Source organism: Aquimarina celericrescens (genome assembly GCF_042682765.1).
GTDB classification, from domain to species: Bacteria; Bacteroidota; Bacteroidia; order Flavobacteriales; family Flavobacteriaceae; genus Aquimarina; species Aquimarina celericrescens.
Genome location: NZ_JBHUHY010000003.1, coordinates 717654 through 736652, shown reverse-complemented (window position 1 = coordinate 736652; position 18999 = coordinate 717654). Strand labels below are relative to the sequence as shown.

Sequence of the window (18999 nt, the reverse complement as noted above, 5' to 3'; positions counted from 1 at the left end):
TAGTAGTTAGTACTTAGAAATTAAGAAAGTAACCCTTCTCATTACTCAATACTAACTTCTCACTTCTATTTACGCTTCAGCTAACATTTTCTCACCAGCCTCTATAGCTTCTTCAATCGTACCTTTAAGGTTAAATGCTGCTTCTGGAAGGTGATCTAACTCTCCATCCATAATCATATTAAATCCTTTGATGGTATCTTTAATATCTACCAATACTCCAGGAATACCGGTAAACTGCTCTGCTACGTGGAATGGCTGAGATAAGAAACGTTGTACACGACGTGCACGCCCTACTGCTAATTTATCTTCTTCAGATAATTCTTCCATACCCAGGATGGCGATAATGTCCTGTAATTCTTTATAATGCTGTAATAACTCTTTTACTCGTTGTGCACAATTGTAATGTTCATCTCCTAAAATATCTGCAGTAAGAATTCTTGACGTAGAATCTAACGGATCTACCGCTGGATAAATACCAAGCTCTGCAATTTTACGAGATAATACAGTTGTTGCATCCAAGTGAGCAAAAGTCGTTGCCGGTGCTGGATCTGTTAAATCATCTGCAGGTACATAAACTGCTTGTACAGAGGTAATAGATCCTTTCTTAGTAGAAGTAATACGTTCCTGCATCACACCCATCTCTGTTGCAAGTGTAGGCTGATATCCTACCGCAGAAGGCATGCGGCCAAGAAGTGCTGATACTTCAGAACCTGCTTGAGTAAAACGGAAAATATTATCTACGAAAAAAAGTACATCTTTTCCTTGTCCATCTCCAGCTCCATCACGGAAATATTCAGCAATCGTAAGACCAGAAAGTGCAACACGTGCACGTGCACCTGGAGGCTCATTCATCTGACCAAATACGAAAGTCGCTTTAGAGTCTTTCATAACTTCTTTATCTACTTTGGAAAGATCCCATCCTCCTTCTTCCATAGAATGCATGAAGTCATCACCATACTTGATAATTCCTGATTCAAGCATTTCACGAAGAAGGTCATTTCCTTCACGAGTTCTTTCTCCTACTCCTGCAAACACAGAAAGACCTCCATGACCTTTTGCAATATTGTTGATCAACTCCTGGATCAATACAGTTTTACCTACACCAGCACCACCAAATAATCCAATTTTTCCTCCTTTTGCGTAAGGCTCAATAAGGTCGATTACTTTGATCCCTGTAAATAAAACTTCTGTAGAAGTTGATAAATCTTCAAACTTAGGCGCTTGACGGTGGATTGGAAGACCATCTTTTCCAGCTTTTGGAAGATCTCCAAGACCATCAATAGCATCTCCAATTACATTAAATAGACGTCCGTATATATCACCACCAATTGGCATTTGAATTGGCGCTCCGGTTCCTACAACTTCCATTCCTCTGCTCAATCCATCACTTGAATCCATCGCAATGGTGCGTACAGTACCTTCCCCAATGTGAGACTGAACTTCTAACACTAGTATACTACCGTCTGTTTTATTAATTTCTAATGAATCGTAAATTTTTGGTAATTCAGTCCCTGCTGCGAATTCTACATCGATCACAGGACCTACAATTTGAGATACTTTACCCGTAACTTTAGACATTATCTAACTATTTAATGTTTAGTATTTAACTATTTCAAAAGATCATTTATTTATACATAAAAAATACGACCTTTTTTCAGGCTGCAAATATAGTCTTTTAAAATGAAAAAATAATGCCTTTTATTTTGTTTTTCTGAAGCTGGAAAATCCTAGCATTTTTCACCTCGAAAAGAATAGATTTAGTACTGGTTTTTTTGATTGTGAGTGTAATAAATCGTACTTTTCCTACAAAATGATTGTACTTATTTTGTTTAAAAGTTAGTTTTATGGAAACGTATGCCACCGCATTAAGTTATGCTATACCTGGTTTTATAGTTCTCATCTTACTTGAGTATTTGGTGAGTAAATGGAAAAGAATTTCTGTTAATGAAGCTATGGATACGATTTCGAGTTTAAGTTCTGGCATTACAGACACTTTAAGAAGTCTAACTGGGTTAGCCCTAATTATTATTAGTTATGACTGGATGGTAAGCCATATCGCTTTAGTAAAAATACAATCATCTGCCCTGGTATATATTTTGGCCTTTGTAGGATTAGATTTTGCAGGATATTGGTCTCATCGTTTTAATCATACCATAAACTTATTCTGGAATAGGCATATCATACATCATAGTAGTGAAGAATTTAATCTTGCTTGTGCGCTGCGTCAGAGTATTTCGGCTATTATTTCTATTTACTTCTTTCTTTACATTCCTTTAGCGCTATTAGGTGTGCCGGCAAAAGTTATTGCTTTAGTGGCTCCTATACATTTATTTGCGCAGTTCTGGTACCACACCCGATTAATTGATAAAATGGGGGTTTTAGAACACATCATTGTCACTCCTTCTCATCATAGAGTACATCATGCCATTAATGATGAGTATTTGGACAAAAATTACGCTCAGATTTTCATATTTTGGGATAAGTTTTTTGGAACCTTTCAAGAAGAATTACCAAACAAACCTCCTGTGTATGGTGTTAAAAAGCCGGTAAACACCTGGAATCCGTTTTATATTAATTTTATGCATGCCTGGGGAATCTTAAAAGATGCCTGGAGAACCAAAAAGTGGTGGGACAAAATACGAATTTGGTATATGCCAACAGGTTGGAGACCTGATGATGTAAAAGAAAAGTACCCCATACAAATCATAACCGATCCTTATAACCGGGAGAAATATAGAACCGAGAGTTCCCTATTTTTAAAGATATGGTCTTGGATACAATTAACTGTTACCTTGGCTTTGCTATATTATATGTTAATTAGTTTTGGTGATTTGGAGTTTACTCAAATCATTAATTATTCTATTTTCTTGGCTATTACAATTTTTGGGTATACAGCACTTATGGATCGACATATTATTGCTGTATATGCTGAAGTGATCAAAATTGCATTTGGAATATTCCTTATAATCAACAACAATGGATGGTTTGGTATGGATTCCTTGTTTGATAGTGCCACTTATCTTATAGTGATTTATCTGGTAATCTCTCTGGGGTTGTCTTTCTATTTTCAATTCCTTGAAAGGAAGTATGCACTTTTATCTGCCTAGAAAATCGCATAAAAAAACCGTCTAAGTACTATTATCTTAGACGGCTTATTAATTTTATAAAATATTTACGGAAGCATTGTTGAATAAAAAGTAGGATAATCTACTGCTTTAACCATAGGCAGATTAGAACCATAAGTAGTATTAATAGCTACTGCTGCTTGGTTAGCTAAGAAAGCATATCCACGTGCTGTTGGATGTACTCCATCAAGAGAGAACAATCCTCCAAATACTAAATTACCTTGTAATTGAAATTCATCAAATGACAATCCATTTTTAGAATCAGAAACCTGATTTAAGAGAGCATTAGCATCTACAAATGCCAGGCCAGCTTCTTGAACTGCTGAACTTATAACAGCATTAAATGCAGTAGTTGCTGTTGCTATTTCTTGTTGTTCACTGGGCAAAAGAACCCATTTATCTTCCAAAGGATACGTAACCCCATTCACAGCTAATTGTCCTGCTTGTTCTTGAGAAAGTCCTAATCCCATTAGAGTTGCTATAGCTTCTGTATTTACCTGACCAATAATCGAAGAACTAGGAAGCACTAACAGATCACTTGCATTAGCAGGTCTGGCCTGACCGTATAAAAATCCTGTAACGGCCGCAGTACCTGCATCAACTCCATTTGCCTGTAAAGCTCCGGTAATTTCAGCGGAAAGATTGGTTAATGATTCGTCTTTTATCACTACCGGACTCGCAGCATCTATGGCAAATTCAATAGATCTCTCTGGAACTCCTAAAGCTACAAAAACCTGATTTAATCCGGCAAACTGAGCATTTAATGTCGGGATCAATGGTCCGAAACCAGGATTTGTTGGATCTAAAGGTGCAAAAGGAACTGTCGTAAAGTGTGCAATTGATGTTACATCCGGAATGTTAAACACCACCCCTTTTGCGTCTTGAGAAGTTAAGGTTGTGATTAATGTATTATACACTTGTGTAAAAGTCGTTTCATCGGTTATTGGATCACTTCCATCTCCTCCTGATAATGCATAACCTAAAACATCATTATTACCAATCCATAGCGAGAAGAACGTTGGATCTTGAGCCATTGCATCTCCTAAAACAGTTGATGTTGCACCCGAAGCGATTCTTACATAATAGGGATTAGCGGTTTGTGGCATTGTACTTAACCCTGCCACATTGCCGTATCCAGGAGCTACCAGATGAAAGCTTTTGGCACCGGGAACTCCCCAGTTATTTATTGACCCTGTTACTGAGGTTGTAATCTCTGTAGTTGGTACAGCGGGAGTATTATCTTCAGGAGTAGTTCCTAATAATCTTGGCCCCGATAAATTAGGTGGTGCAGGATCAGGGTCACTATAAAAATAGAGTCTTGGACTAAGAACAACATTTCCTCCTAAAGTTGCTCCGCCAATATTATCATTCATGAGCGGTTGTACAAACTCTCCACCACCAACCAATGCAAATTGACTTGCCATAATGTTGGGTAATGAGTTTTCTTGTCCGGCAATGAACAAAGCACCATCAGTAAACCCTGCAGTTAATGAGTTTCCAAGAGACACAAATGTTGAGAAATCAGCCTCACCAGAAGTTATTGTTACTTCTTCTTCAACTGGGGCATCGTCATCTGATTCACAGGCGATAAATGCAAAAATCAAAAGGAAAAGTAGCCATTTATATTGAGTATTCATATGTTATTTTTTAATATAAGTGTTCTTTATAAATTATTTATAGAAATTCCGATATAGTATTGGGATCCTATAAAACCAGTTCCAAAAGCCGTGAAATATTCATCTCCACCAATATTTGTACCTCCTGCTTTTAGTGTAGTTTTCAGTTTAGGAATTCTATAATTGATCTGGGCATCGATTACAGAAAATGATGGAACATCGCCATCTCCAAAAGAAGCTTCCCAGAAATAGGCATCACTCCAACGATAACTAGTATTAAATCCAAAATTCTTAAACAAATTAGTATGTCCAAATGTTGCTTTTACTTTATGTTCTGGGGTATTAAACTCGGTTCTAAAATCCGGATCTCGTTCCTCGTCCAAGTCTAGTTCAGCATATGTATAATTGACACCCAAATCAAAATCTCCTGGCAAAGTAGTATTCACTCCGATAGTAGCACCCAACGATTTTATGTCTGCAGCAGAGTTTGTATACGCTTGGTAAACTTCAAAATCATCATTCTGTAATGCCAGAAGAGACAAACTTCCATCTCCAACTTCTCCATAAAATGGTACTAGTACGTTTTGTGTAGAAATAAAATCACTATACTGATTGAAGTAACCACTTATGTCAATTACAAATCGATCTACTTTACCTCGATATCCTAATTCGAAAGCAATAACTTTTTCAGGTTCTACAGGTGCTGCATTTGACTGCACCGGATTACCTTCACGAACTGAAGAGGCAGAAAAAGAATTTTCATAAGCAGATCTACCCACAATATCCACACTATCCGAACCTAAAATAGCCTGACCGGCACCACTAATTTCGGTATCACTAAAAGTTCTAACATCACGATCCAGATTATCTTCTGCAGAACCAACAAGAATTGCTCTACCCACGTTCAATCCAATATAAAGATCTTGGGTTGTTGGATTTCTAAATCCAGTCTGCACAGAAGCACGAACATTATGGTTTCTTTCTTCACCCAAAGTATACCCTATAGATAATCTCGGAGAAAAATTTCCATCAAATAGCTCTGACTTGTCATAACGTATAGATCCAGTTACTTTTGCCCTCTCATCTGCAAATTTTTTCTGAATTTGTGTATACACTCCAAATTCTGAATACCGAATCGGACCATCAAAATCTGTAAAAATAGTCCCTGAAGAATTGAGCTTATATTCTCTAAAGGAGCCTCCTACTTGAATATCAGCAAAATCGCTAGTAATATGACTGAAATTGTAATTTACGTCTGCATGTCTCAATTGGGTAGCATCTTGAAATTTTGATCCTGTGGTTAAATCAGAATCACTGGTTACAGTATTAAATGCCTGTTGAAACTCTGGCGTTCCCGGAATCAAGCGACCAGTATCTGCCACTTGCCTTGCCAAAGCATGCGCATCTTCTGGCGATTGCCCAGCGAGGGTAGCTTGAACAAAAGTACCTGCATATTCGCCAAACCAGGTTTGATCATCCTTCCATGATCTATTGATATTGATTCCTGTAAACCGTGTGTCATAAGAATCCCCCGAACTCTCATCTGTAATGTATCCTCTTATAAAGAAATTATTGTTTTTTACCTCTATTTTATGCTGTTGCAAGAAAAAATTACGAAGAGAATATCTATTGGCTCCCTGGTATATGGTAGTTCCTCTACCAATCTTTCCATGGTAAATTATTTCTAGATCATCCGCAAATGGCCTGTAATGCATTGCAGCATCAAATTTTACACTTTCTGCATTATAAGCATTTAGGTCCTCTTCATTATAGCCTGTTCTACTCACATTTGCATCGGGTAACAGGTTTTCTGCTCCTGCGGGTAAAATCCCTCTATCTACCAGGATCTCACCAACCCCTCTAATATTAGTACTTACTTCATCACCATATATATTAAGCCCGTCGTAATTGGGATCGCTTCTGTCTGTACCAGGATTCAAAACATTCACCGTACTTGTGGCAAACCAATCTGTACCTCTTAAATATGAGAAATTGGCTTTGGCAGCAAACTTATCTGAAAATGCATGTGCTACTCGAACTCCATAATCATAAAATTCATTATCTCCCGCTGCATCCTGGGAAGTAATTCCTCCTTTAAAGTACCCACTTATACCTTGGTAATCGAACGGATTCTTACTAGTCATAAAAAGAATCCCGTTAAATGCATTAGCCCCATATAATGCCGAGGAAGCTCCTGGTAAAAGTTCCACACTATTTACATCAAGCTCTGTCATACCGATTAGATTCCCTAGTACAAAATTAAGAGCAGGCGCTGTATTATCCATTCCGTCAACCAATTGCACAAAACGTGTATTTGCAAAAGTGGCAAATCCTCTTGTGTTAATGGATTTAAATGTTAAACTATTGGTATTAATATCAACACCTTTTAAGTTTTCAAGTCCATCATAAAAGTCTGCTGCAGGTGTATTTTTGATCTCTTTAATACCAAAACGCTCTACGCTTACAGGAGATTCAAATATTCTTTCTGGTGTTCTGGAAGCAGAAATAATTACCTCATCCAGTTCTGTACCTTCCTTAAGTGTAATTGTCACCTCTTGAGATTGTGAAGTAATCACAGTAGAGTTTTCTTCAAAACCTACGCTACTTACTATTATAGTAAAAGGCGGAGATTGTTCTACGGTAAGTGTAAAGAATCCATCAAAATCTGTTACTGTACCTACAGCCGAACCCTGAAGTTTAATATTAGCCCCGGGGATCGGTTGATCATTGTCGTCTAAGACCGTTCCCTTAATTGTTGTTTGCGCAGTAGCAACGATGCTTAACATCAGCATTATTGCTAAAGTAATTGTTCTCATACCCCTGAAATTTTATAGTTACAAGAACAATATACGTTTTTTTAGGAATTTTTTAATAAAATCGTTAAAGCTTTGTTTATTTCTTTGAAAAAAACTTTTATTTGCACTATCTGTAAAATTACTTTGCGCTAATTCTTAATCCTAAAAAAACTAAAAACTCATCTGAAAAAAATCAGATGAGTTTTTTAATATAAATTTACTTTTCTTAAGTAATACTATCTTTTCTAAAGGTTATTTATCGTCAATCCTACATAATATTGAGCACCAATAAAACCAGAACCAATTGCAGTATAGTATTCATCTCCTGTAATATTGTTTGCTCCTATTTGCAATCTAGATTTTAGGGCGGGAATCGTATAATTAATCTGTGCATTAATCACTGTATATGAAGGAATCTCTCCTGTACCAAAATCTGATTCCCATAAATAGTCATCGCTCCATATTGCATTGGCATTGAATCCAAAGTTTTTAAATAAATCGTTCTTACCAATAGTAACTTTTACCTTATGTTTTGGTGTGTTGAAGTTACTTCTAAAATCTGGGTCTTTCTCTTGATCAAAATCTTGCTCTGCAAAAGTATAGTTTACGCCAAGATCAAAACCTTTTACTTGGGCTGTAATGCCACCTACAAAACCATAAGAGTTGATATCAACATCAGAGTTTGTAGAAGCCGTAAAGATTTTTCTTCTTTGAATATCTTGAGCAGCTTCTCTAGCTAGCTGTTGTTCTGCAGGCGTACCATTTACATTACCTTCTCCCGGAACGATTACTTCTTCGTTAGCAATAAAGTCTTCGTATTGGTTATAATATATACTACCATCTAAAATAACAGAACCAAATTGTGCACGGTATCCTATTTCGTAAGCAGTAATTTTCTCTGGTTTTACGATATCAATATTTGCCACTGTTGGATTACCTTCAGCCACAGAACGAGCAGAATATGAATTCTCATAAGCATCTCTACCTGTAATTGTATTACCTGATGGGTCTGTTATTACATATCTATCAAGGTTATCAGGAGCAGAACCAATTAAAGCATTTGCTCCCACATCTAAACCTATATATAAGTCTTGTGTGGTAGGGTTTCTAAATCCTGTTTGTATAGAAGCACGAACATTACGATTTCTATTTGCTCCCAAAGTATATCCTACAGAAAATCGTGGAGAGAAGTTACCATCAAATAACTGTGATTTGTCATAACGTACAGATCCTGTTATTTTTAATCTATCATCTAATAATTTCTTTTGAACTTGAGAATAAACTCCATATTCAGAATATGTAATTGGGCCATCAAAATCTGTAAATATAGTTCCTGAAGAATTTAACTCATATTCTCTAAAAGATCCACCTACCTGGATATCTGCAAAATTTCCTGTTAAATGGCTGAAGTTATAATTTGCATCAGCATGCCTGAATTCTGATTTATCTGTAAATTTAGACCCTTCTGCAAGATCAGGATTACTGGTTACAGCATTAAATGCCTGTTCGAATTCTGGAGTACCAGGAATTAATCTACCTGTATCTGCAACTTGTCTTGCTACTATGTGAGATTGTTCCTCAGATCCAGTTTGTCCGAATGCTGTTAGGTAGGCTCCAGCGTATTCAGCAAACCATTGGTTGTCACTTTTCCAAGCCCTATTAACATTGATACCCGTAAATCGTATATCATAAGAATCTCCGGCATCCTCTGCTGTTACGTATCCTCTTACGAAAAAATTATCGTTTTTTATTTCTAGTTTATGCTGCTGTAAAAAGAAGTTTCTTAAAGAAGTTCTGTTTGCATCTTGTGTAAGCGTAGTACCTCTTCCTAATTTGCTATTCAAAATGATCTCAAAATCATTTTCAAAAGGCCTGTAATGTAATGATGCATCAAATTTTAAACTTTCTGCTCTATTATCAACAAGATCTGCTTCGGCATATCCAGTCCTACTTACCAATGTGTTTGGCAATAAACTAGCTTGTGCAGGAGTTAAAAACGGTTGTCCTGTCTCTGGATTAATATTTGTCGCTAATTGAGCACCAACTCTATCTAAGGTTTGAGCCACCACATCCCCATAGACATTTAATCCATTATATCCAGGGTCAGAGTCTCTAGTTGCGCCAGGATTCGATAAATCTCGCTGATCTGCAGCCAACCAATCCGTACCTCTTAAGAAAGAGAAATTAGCTTTTGCTGCAAATTTATCAGAAAAAGCATGAGCCATTCTTATACCAACATCATAAAATTCGTTATCCCCAGCTGCTTCTTGAGATGTAATCCCTCCTTTGGCATAAGCACTGATTCCTTGATAATCAAACGGACTTTTGCTGTTCATAAACAAAATACCATTAAAGGCGTTCGCACCGTATAATGCAGAAGAAGCTCCTGGTAGAAGTTCTACACTTTGCACATCTAACTCACTAAGACCAACAAGATTTCCTAAAACAAAATTCAACGCTGGAGCGGTATTATCCATACCATCAATCAATTGTACAAAACGAGTATTAGCAAACGTAGCAAAACCCCTTGTGTTTATAGATTTTAAGGTCAAACTATTGGTATTGATATCGACTCCTTTTAAAGTTTCAAGACCTCCATAAAAATCTGCTGCAGGAGTATTTTTAATTTCTTTAATACCAAAACGTTCAATACTAACAGGTGATTCGAATAATCTTTCTGGTGCTCTCGAGGCAGAAATTACCAGTTCATCAAGAAAGGTGATATCCTCTAAGATAATTGTGATATCTTTTGTCTCTGATGTAACTACAAATGTAGTGCTGTCAAAACCGATACTGCTTGCCTCTAGAGTAAAGGGATAATCCTTATCGGTGGTTAAGGAGAAGTTTCCATCAAAATCTGAAATGGTTGAAGTAGAGGTTCCTTTTACTGTAATACTAACACCAGGAATTGGTTGATCGAAACCATCAATTACCCTACCGTCGATTACATTTTGTGCGATGCTAATGGTACTTATCAGAAGCATTAAAATTAGCGTAATTTTTTTCATAAGTAGTTAATTTATAATTAAGTTGTTTTTTTCCTATGCACACATAGGAAAATTTAATTTGGGACGCAAAAGTAAACTTTTTTGTTAGACAAAAAAGAAAAAAATGCTTTTTGTCGGGTGAAAATTGTTTTTCGGCGATGATATTTTTGTGAAAAATTGTTAATAAACTTAAAAAAATCCTAAATTATGAGTTTCTTCGGCCATTATATCTGAAGAGGAAAGAGTTATTTATAAAAAATTAAAAAAAGTAAACTCTCAATAACGTTATTCATATCAAAAAAAAGAGTCATTTTCAGAGGAACAATTAGAAAACGTGAAGATCTTTTAAAAATTTTTTAGATTTGATTGGATAAGTGTTCCCATATTTTTATAAAGGGTTCATTCCTGAATACTTTATGTTTAAAAAAGCAATAAAAAAGACCATTTTAAAAAATGGTCTTTTACTCTTATAAGGAAAAAATTATATCATTACTCTACTGTTACAGACTTGGCTAAATTTCTAGGCTGATCTACATTTTTATCTAGCATTACTGCAATATGATAAGACAATAATTGTAATGGTATTGTCGTGAGCAACGGCGTCAAGAATTCCTCAGTTTCTGGTATTTCTATAACATGATCTGCTAATTCTTTTACCGTAGAATCTCCTTCAGTAACTATTCCTATAATTTTTCCTTTTCTCGATTTGATTTCCTGAATATTACTTACTACTTTGTCATAATGACCCTTTTTTGTAGCAATAACAACAACTGGCATTTGATCATCAATTAAGGCTATTGGCCCATGCTTCATCTCTGCAGCGGGATATCCCTCTGCATGAATATAAGAAATCTCCTTAAGTTTTAATGCACCCTCTAGCGCAACCGGAAAGTTATATCCCCTACCTAAATAGAGAAAATTTCTCGCATTCTTATAGGTATCAGCTATATGCTTAATATGATTATCAGATTCTAATGCTACTTTTACTTTTTCCGGAATTCTTTCAAGCTCCTGTAAGTAGTAATGAAAGTCACTATTGGATATAGTCCCTTTTCGTTCTGCCAGTTTAAGTGCAATAAGAGAAAGGATGGTAATCTGTGTTGTAAATGCCTTGGTAGAAGCCACTCCAATCTCAGGTCCAGCATGGGTATATGCACCAGCATGTGTCTCTCTTGAAATAGAAGAACCAACAACATTACACACACCAAAAACAAAAGCTCCTTTTTCTTTAGCTAATTTAATAGCGGCCATTGTATCTGCTGTCTCACCACTTTGCGATATGGCGATTACCACATCATCCTGGTGGATTACCGGGTTTCTATACCTAAATTCTGACGCGTATTCTACTTCAACAGGCAAACGAACCAATTCTTCAAAAATATATTCTGCTACCAGACCTGCGTGCCATGAGGTACCACATGCTATGATAATAATTCTTTTCGCATTAAGAAGTTTAGCCAAATTATCATCAATCCCTGCCATCTTAATGATTCCGTCAGAAACTCTCATTCTTCCTCTAAAAGTATCACTTATAGCACTAGGTTGTTCATATATCTCTTTGAGCATAAAATGATCGTATCCTCCTTTTTCTATTTGTTCCAAATTAATTTGCAGTTCTTGAACATATGGATCAACTAATTTGTCATCTTTTATCTTCCTTACTTTGACCCCTTTATTTCTTCTTACGATTGCCATCTCGCCATCTTCCAGATAAATTGCATTGTTAGTATACTCTAGAAAAGGAGAAGCATCTGAAGCTACAAAGAATTCATCTTCACCAACACCTATAGCCAAAGGACTTCCCAATCTGGCGACTACAATCTCATCTGGTTTTTCTTTATCAAAAACTGCAATTGCATATGCTCCAATAGTCTGGTTGAGGGCTATTTGAACTGCTTTTCCAAGCTTAACATTCTCTTTGTTCTTTACGTCTTCAATCAAATTTACCAATACTTCGGTATCTGTTTCAGAAGTAAACGTATATCCTCTTTTAAGCAATTCTTTTCTAAGAGATTCATAATTCTCAATGATTCCATTGTGTATAATAACCAGATTTCCAGAATTTGAATAATGTGGGTGAGAATTCACATCGTTAGGAATCCCGTGGGTAGCCCATCTTGTATGTCCTATACCTATATTTCCATTAGTAGGAATTTCATTAAGTAATCGTTCTTCAAGATCTGCAACTTTACCTTTGGTTTTAGATAATTTGATATCAGTTCCATCATAAAGAGCAATCCCTGCAGAATCATACCCTCTGTATTCTAATCTTTTTAATCCTTTTAAGACAATTGGATAAGCTTCCCTATGCCCTATATATCCTACTATTCCACACATCGCTATAGTTTTATGTACGTTTATTAATTAGTTGTCTTTTGATTCTGTATAAAAAATCTCAAGTTTTAATCGCTTTGATTCGGGAACACTTGGTAAATTTCCATAAAGAATTGTCCCTTCATGCGAAATTATTGATGAGGTAGGGATAATCTCATCATTAGTAACTGAAGTATCTCCAAGAGCATTTGTTGTTATGTTAACATTTTGAGAAACAGACACTCCTAATTTTATATTGCCTATATCTCCATTAAGAAGATCGATTATATGTTGTGTTATTCTTATTCTATAGAATTCTCCCGCATCATCTGAATCTCTAGTGATTCTTCCTAAATGACTGAGTATTGAGTTAATTGGATCAGCGCTATTTAATAATTGAAAACTTGTATCTAATTGATAATCAGATAGAACTTCTCCAGTTTCGACATTAAATATGTAAATCCTTTCAGGTTCTGCAGCTCCAGAAGAAATCTGATCTTGATCGACATAAAATTTAAGATTTACATCATTAATCAACCAATTTTGTCTTTTTATAAAGTCAAGTTCATTTTCTTCTTCTCCGTTTTCATTTACAATAGAGTTCCTAAACAAATCAAGTACAGCATAAGATCCGGCTCCTCCTTTTAAATATAAATTATCTTCTCCATTAACTTGATTTTGATTTTCTATTTTTAATTCTTCAGCAATAATTGGATTAACATCTAACTTTATAGAATTTATTACATTACCAGTAAATGCCAAAGACCATTCTTCTTGATCCCTTATTAAATCGTCTGTATTTCCATCTTCATTTTCATCTGTAATATCCTGTTTATCATAACTATAATGCAATGTTAATCTGGCCTCTCTGATGTTGAGGTAGAGCAAATTTCCTGTATTGTTTAAAGGTTCTGCTTTGAAGTAAATACCTCTAAAATAATTATTAAAATTACTTGCATTACTTAGTTCTATACTTCCTTCTTTGTCAAAAAATAATTCCTTAAATTTATCCTTAATTTCTTTATTGAATACGTCTGAAAATAGTACTCTAAATCTTGGGGAAACTCTAGTTCTGTCCCTAGCACTGTTTGCGTCGTTTCCATCTGGAGTTGTAAGAATTAATTCTTCGGCTGATGGGAGAAAATTTTCTTCTGTATATAAAAGGGTTTCTTCAACTTGAGCCCCAAAATTTTCTATATCATCAGAATAATATGCTTGTCTTTCTGTTGTAGAAGGATCAAAATCTCTCAAAAAATAATTCGACTGATATATTGATAATCTGTAAGGCTGTGGGGTTTGGTAAATCGAATCAATTTCATAGGTAGTTGCAGTTTCTGTGATTGTAGACGCATCTTCAAGTCTTACTTCTACAGTTTCTCTCTCCGTAGGTCGACTAATATAAGGTATACTAAGAACTACACTGTCCAAAACTGCATTGTCACCAAAATCAGGATCAAATCGCTCTGGTTGTAACTGGGATAAAATGCTATATACAGATTGCCCATATACTGGATCGTTATAAACACCAAGCAAATTAGCATGAAAAGCGAGTTGATTACCTTGCGAACCGCTAATCAAGCTATTGGTTTGGACTCTTTCAAGCCTTTTACTATAAGCAACCGGTACAGATGTGTAAAGACTGTCTCGAAAATTAACATCTCCTATAATCTCACTACCAACCGAGTTAAAATCATCGTCACAGGACAAGAAAGTAAAAATAACAACTACCAAAGTTGTTATTTTAGTCAAAATGTTCATCAATTTCATAAATAATTAGTTCTGCTTACACCAGTACCTCTGTTTGATAAAAGGCCTCATAGGCATCCGCAAATTCATCTGGTTTTTTATATTCTAATACTGGTTGATCTATAGTTTTTAAATGCTCTGTAAGCTCGTCAGGAATGTTTTCTGATCCCACAATAATAGCATCAGAGTTATCTATTGCCACCTTCATGACATTACTGTAGGTTGGGGAAGCCAAATCACTAATTTTACCTTCATCAATCCCATCAAACTTTACTTTTTCCATCATTTTACTATCGAGCGTTCCTTCATATCCATGATCATATACCGAAGTAACAATCTTGCTATGACCAAAAAGCGGCTCATTAGCATAATAGTTTTTTAGATACAATGGCAAAAGAGAAGCTAACCAACCATGAACATGAATTACATCTGGCGACCAATTCAATTTTTTCACAGTTTCAATAACGCCTTTGGCAAAAAATATCGCTCGTTCATCATTATCAGGAAATAAATTTCCATCCTCATCTGTCAATGTCGCTTTTCTCTTAAAGTAATCCTCATTATCTATAAAATATACCTGCATACGTTCTTTTGGGATCGAAGCTACCTTAATAATAAGTGGCATATCTAAATCGTTAATAACTAGGTTCATCCCCGACAAGCGAATCACTTCGTGCAACTGATGCCTTCTTTCATTAATATTGCCATATCTAGGCATAAAAATTCTAATTTGACCGCCTTTGCTATTCACCATTCTTGGTGCTTCAAAAGACATAGATGAGATTTCGGTCTCTGGCAGGTAAGGTATTACTTCTGATGATACATACAATATCCTCTTATCTTTCATATAATCGATACTTTTATCGTCCTCCTTTTTGGAATTAATTTTGCAAAATTACGAAAATTTATGCAGTCTGCCAGTAATATCTTATTTTTGCACCCCTTTAAGTTTTAGACCAATGCATGTATACGAAAAAAGACGAGACATAGTCTCTAATGTTGCAACTCTTTTAAAAGAGCAAAAAACCATTGGTTTTGTACCCACCATGGGAGCTTTGCACCAGGGGCATATTGCATTGGTAGAGCGTGCTGTAAAAGAAAATGAAGAAGTAATCGTGAGTATCTTTATTAATCCTACACAGTTTAACAATTCTGAAGATTTAGTAAATTACCCGCGCACTTTAGAATCTGACATCACGCTTTTATCCCAAGTGTCGACTAATATTATTGTGTTCACACCTACACCAAAAGAAGTTTATGGAGATAAAATGCAATCTACAAATTACAATTTTGAAGGACTGGAAAATGAAATGGAAGGTAAGTTCAGACCAGGTCATTTTAATGGAGTAGGAACTGTATTAAAACATTTGTTTGATATCGTTTCTCCAACCAAAGCTTATTTCGGAGAGAAGGATTTTCAGCAATTGCAGATTGTTAAAAAACTGGTAGAAATTGAAAAAATGTCAGTACAGGTGATCGGTTGTCCTATCTTTAGAGAAGAAAGCGGACTGGCATTAAGCTCAAGAAACAAAAGACTTGACAAAGAACAACTAGAAGCTTCTCCTTTGATCTACAATACTTTAAGTCAAGTTAAGAAGAAATTTGGCACAAAAAGTGTTATAGAATTAAACGAATGGGTTTCAGAACAATTTAAAAATAATGAAATCTTAAAATTGGAATATTTCGAAATTGCCAAGATATCTGACTTGAAATCTGTAAAGCGAAAACAAAAAGACACTAAATATCGAGCATTTATTGCAGTATTTGCAGGTAAAATAAGACTTATTGATAACATTGCCCTAAACTAAAAATAACTAACTTTGTAACATGTTTGTACACGTAGTAAAATCAAAAATTCATCGCGTAAAAGTGACCGGAGCAGACCTAAATTATATAGGTAGCATAACTATCGACGAAGATTTAATGGACGCTGCCAATATCATTGAAGGAGAAAAAGTACAGATCGTTAATAATAATAACGGAGAAAGATTAGAAACATATGCGATTCCTGGTCCGAGAAATAGTGGTGAAATCACTCTAAATGGCGCTGCAGCAAGAAAAGTAGCAAAAGGAGATGTCCTCATTCTAATTACTTATGCCATGATGGATATTGAAGCTGCTAAAAACTTTAAACCAAAACTCCTCTTCCCTAATGAGGAAAACAACTTATTAAAGTAGAAGTGTGAACCCTAGGCTTGTCAAAATTTTAAAAATAATACTCCCGCTTGCGTTGGGAGTTTTTTTAATTTGGTATTCTATAGCATCTGCCACTCCAGAAGAGCGACAAAAAACCCTTGAATATATTTCACAAGCAGATCCAAAATGGATTATTCTATCCTTGATCATGGGAATTTTATCGCACCTCTCCAGAGCTTACAGATGGAATTTTTTATTGCAGCCAATAGGATACTCTGCGAAACTATCAAATAGTTTTATGGCCGTTATGGTTGGATATTTAGCGAATTTAGGGATTCCAAGATCAGGAGAAATTCTTCGTGGAGGAACGATATCAACTTATGAAAACATACCGTTTAAAAAGGCTTTTGGCACCATTATATCAGAAAGAGTGATAGACCTGGTAATGCTTTTACTTATTATCGGCATTACCTTACTCTTTCAATCAAAAGACCTATTTTTCTATCTAGAAGAGAAAATTGCAGGTAAATTTATTATTCTTGTAGCTTTTATAGTTTTAATTTTATTAGGAATTATCTTCTTAAAGATTTTAAAAACTACGCAAAATTCGTTTTTAATTAAAATACGTGATTTTGGATATGGCATTTTAGAAGGAATTAAAAGTATTTCTAAAATAAAACAGAAAGGAGCTTTTGTTTTTCACACTTTACTCATCTGGACGCTATATGTTGGAATGTTTTATGTTGTTAAGTTTACTGTTCCGGAAACAGCATCACTTACCATCGGACCGATTCTGGCAACATTTATAGCCGGATCAATTGCTATGTCTACCACCAATGGTGGTATAGGGGCATTTCCAATAGCAATAGCAGCTATTTTATTATTGTTCGATGTTGAAAAACCAGCCGGTGAAGCTTTTGGATGGATCTTATGGGGGTCGCAAACCGCAATAAATATTATTGTTGGTGCGTTATCCTTTTTGTTTCTGCCGATTGTAAACAGATAGAAATAAGGAAATAATTTATATATTGTCCCTTGCTTAACCGTAATCCTAATTACTTATGAAAAAAAGTATAACTCTTTTAATAGCTTGTATTTTTGTTGTCTCTTCTTACAGTCAGGTAATCTATGAGTCCTTCAGATCTATAAAATTAGATCAAAGCAGAGAATTAAAAATTCAACTGCCTCGTAATTATAAGAAAAATCAAAAGAAAACATATCCATTAATCATTGTATTAGATGGGGATTATTTATTCGAACCCGTTGCAGGAAATGTTGATTACTTCTCTTATTGGGAAGACATGCCAGAATCTATTGTTGTTGGAATAAACCAAAGAAAAACGAGAGAAGGCGATGGTGAGTATGATAGTGCAGAATTTTTACCTACCCTAAAGGGTGCAGAGTTTTTCGAATTCATTGGTCAGGAACTCGTTCCTTATCTTAATCAGACTTATCGCACGGCACAATTAAAAATTATCGTTGGTCATGATTACACAGCTAACTTTATAAATTATTTTTTATTTAAGGATAATCCTATTTTTCAAGGGTATATTTGTTTGAGTCCAGAATTAGCGCCTCCTATGGCAGATCGTATTACTAGCAAATTAGCTTCTTCTTCAGACATTTGGTATTATCTTGCTACTGCAACCAATGATGCCGAAGGTATTAAGAAGCAGGTTAGGGAGCTCAATGAAAAAATGCAAGCTGTAGATAATCCTAATATTCACTATTTCTTTGATGATTTTGATGAATCTTCTCATTATACCCTGGTGGGAAGAGGAATTCCTAAAGCTCTTGAAGCTATGTTCGAAATGTACCGACCAATAAGCAAAAAAACATATAAAGAAGTGCTATTACCTTTGGAGACATCAACCTACGACTATTTGGTGGATATGTATCGTACCACTGAAAAATTATATGGTATAAAAAGACAAATACGAGTTAATGATTTTATAGCAGTATCTACAGCAATAGAAAAAAATGAAAGATGGGAAGAATTAGAGCCATTAGGGAAACTGGCTATTAAAGAATATCCTGACACCATGTTGGGACATTACTATCTTGCAATGTTCTATGAGCAAACGGGAGAACCCAAAAAAGCTATGAGATCATACGAAAATGGTTTTCAACTTGCTGAAGTTGCTTTTTTAACCAAAGATTATATGCTTGATAAGGTAAATAAAATCAAAGAAGATTTTGGCTGGTAAGCGTTCTCAAAACCAAGAATATAAAAGATCCTTCCTAAGGGTCTTTTTTTATACATCTTATTATTCTAAATAAC

The 18999-nt window shown here is 35.3% G+C and carries 12 protein-coding genes; 5 read left to right on the top strand and 7 right to left on the bottom strand.

What is annotated here, in order from left to right; translation table 11 throughout:
• Positions 1–69: 69 nt before the first annotated feature.
• Complete coding sequence (atpD, locus tag ACFSJT_RS07040; RefSeq protein WP_378319516.1) at positions 70–1578, bottom strand: F0F1 ATP synthase subunit beta; 1509 nt, start codon at positions 1576–1578, stop codon at positions 70–72.
• Between the two features lie 266 nt (positions 1579–1844).
• On the opposite strand from atpD, the gene ACFSJT_RS07035 reads away from it, so the two are divergent.
• Positions 1845–3107: a sterol desaturase family protein gene (locus ACFSJT_RS07035; protein WP_378319515.1), complete on the top strand. Its 1263-nt coding sequence runs from the start codon at positions 1845–1847 to the stop codon at positions 3105–3107.
• 65 nt (positions 3108–3172) lie between these two features.
• Here the strand turns inward: ACFSJT_RS07035 and ACFSJT_RS07030 are convergent, their stop codons facing one another.
• From ACFSJT_RS07030 to ACFSJT_RS07005, 6 genes are all read right to left on the bottom strand, one after another.
• Positions 3173–4762: a G-D-S-L family lipolytic protein gene (locus ACFSJT_RS07030; RefSeq protein WP_378319514.1), complete on the bottom strand. Its 1590-nt coding sequence runs from the start codon at positions 4760–4762 to the stop codon at positions 3173–3175.
• Positions 4763–4788: 26 nt separating this feature from the next.
• Positions 4789–7557: a TonB-dependent receptor gene (locus ACFSJT_RS07025; RefSeq protein WP_378319513.1), complete on the bottom strand. Its 2769-nt coding sequence runs from the start codon at positions 7555–7557 to the stop codon at positions 4789–4791.
• Positions 7558–7781: 224 nt separating this feature from the next.
• Positions 7782–10544 carry a TonB-dependent receptor gene (locus ACFSJT_RS07020; protein WP_378319512.1) on the bottom strand — a complete coding sequence of 921 codons (2763 nt, stop codon included), beginning with the start codon at positions 10542–10544 and terminating at the stop codon, positions 7782–7784.
• A gap of 468 nt (positions 10545–11012) precedes the next feature.
• On the bottom strand, positions 11013–12860 hold the full coding sequence (glmS, locus tag ACFSJT_RS07015; protein WP_378319511.1) for a glutamine--fructose-6-phosphate transaminase (isomerizing): 1848 nt from the start codon (positions 12858–12860) through the stop codon (positions 11013–11015).
• A 27-nt stretch (positions 12861–12887) separates the two neighbouring features.
• Positions 12888–14603 carry a DUF4270 domain-containing protein gene (locus tag ACFSJT_RS07010; RefSeq protein WP_378319510.1) on the bottom strand — a complete coding sequence of 572 codons (1716 nt, stop codon included), beginning with the start codon at positions 14601–14603 and terminating at the stop codon, positions 12888–12890.
• Between the two features lie 16 nt (positions 14604–14619).
• Complete coding sequence (locus ACFSJT_RS07005; RefSeq protein WP_378319509.1) at positions 14620–15429, bottom strand: glycogen/starch synthase; 810 nt, start codon at positions 15427–15429, stop codon at positions 14620–14622.
• Between the two features lie 112 nt (positions 15430–15541).
• Between ACFSJT_RS07005 and panC the strand changes: the two genes are divergently transcribed.
• From panC to ACFSJT_RS06985, 4 genes are read left to right on the top strand one after another with little or no spacing between them, the layout of a single operon-like run.
• The gene (panC, locus tag ACFSJT_RS07000; protein ID WP_378319508.1) at positions 15542–16390 is read left to right on the top strand and encodes a pantoate--beta-alanine ligase; all 849 of its coding nucleotides are present in this window, start codon (positions 15542–15544) and stop codon (positions 16388–16390) included.
• A gap of 19 nt (positions 16391–16409) precedes the next feature.
• Positions 16410–16760 carry an aspartate 1-decarboxylase gene (gene panD / locus ACFSJT_RS06995; RefSeq protein ID WP_324181540.1) on the top strand — a complete coding sequence of 117 codons (351 nt, stop codon included), beginning with the start codon at positions 16410–16412 and terminating at the stop codon, positions 16758–16760.
• Between the two features lie 4 nt (positions 16761–16764).
• Positions 16765–17724: a lysylphosphatidylglycerol synthase transmembrane domain-containing protein gene (locus tag ACFSJT_RS06990; RefSeq protein ID WP_378319507.1), complete on the top strand. Its 960-nt coding sequence runs from the start codon at positions 16765–16767 to the stop codon at positions 17722–17724.
• A 55-nt stretch (positions 17725–17779) separates the two neighbouring features.
• Complete coding sequence (locus ACFSJT_RS06985; RefSeq protein WP_378319506.1) at positions 17780–18925, top strand: alpha/beta hydrolase; 1146 nt, start codon at positions 17780–17782, stop codon at positions 18923–18925.
• Positions 18926–18999: the final 74 nt, after the last annotated feature.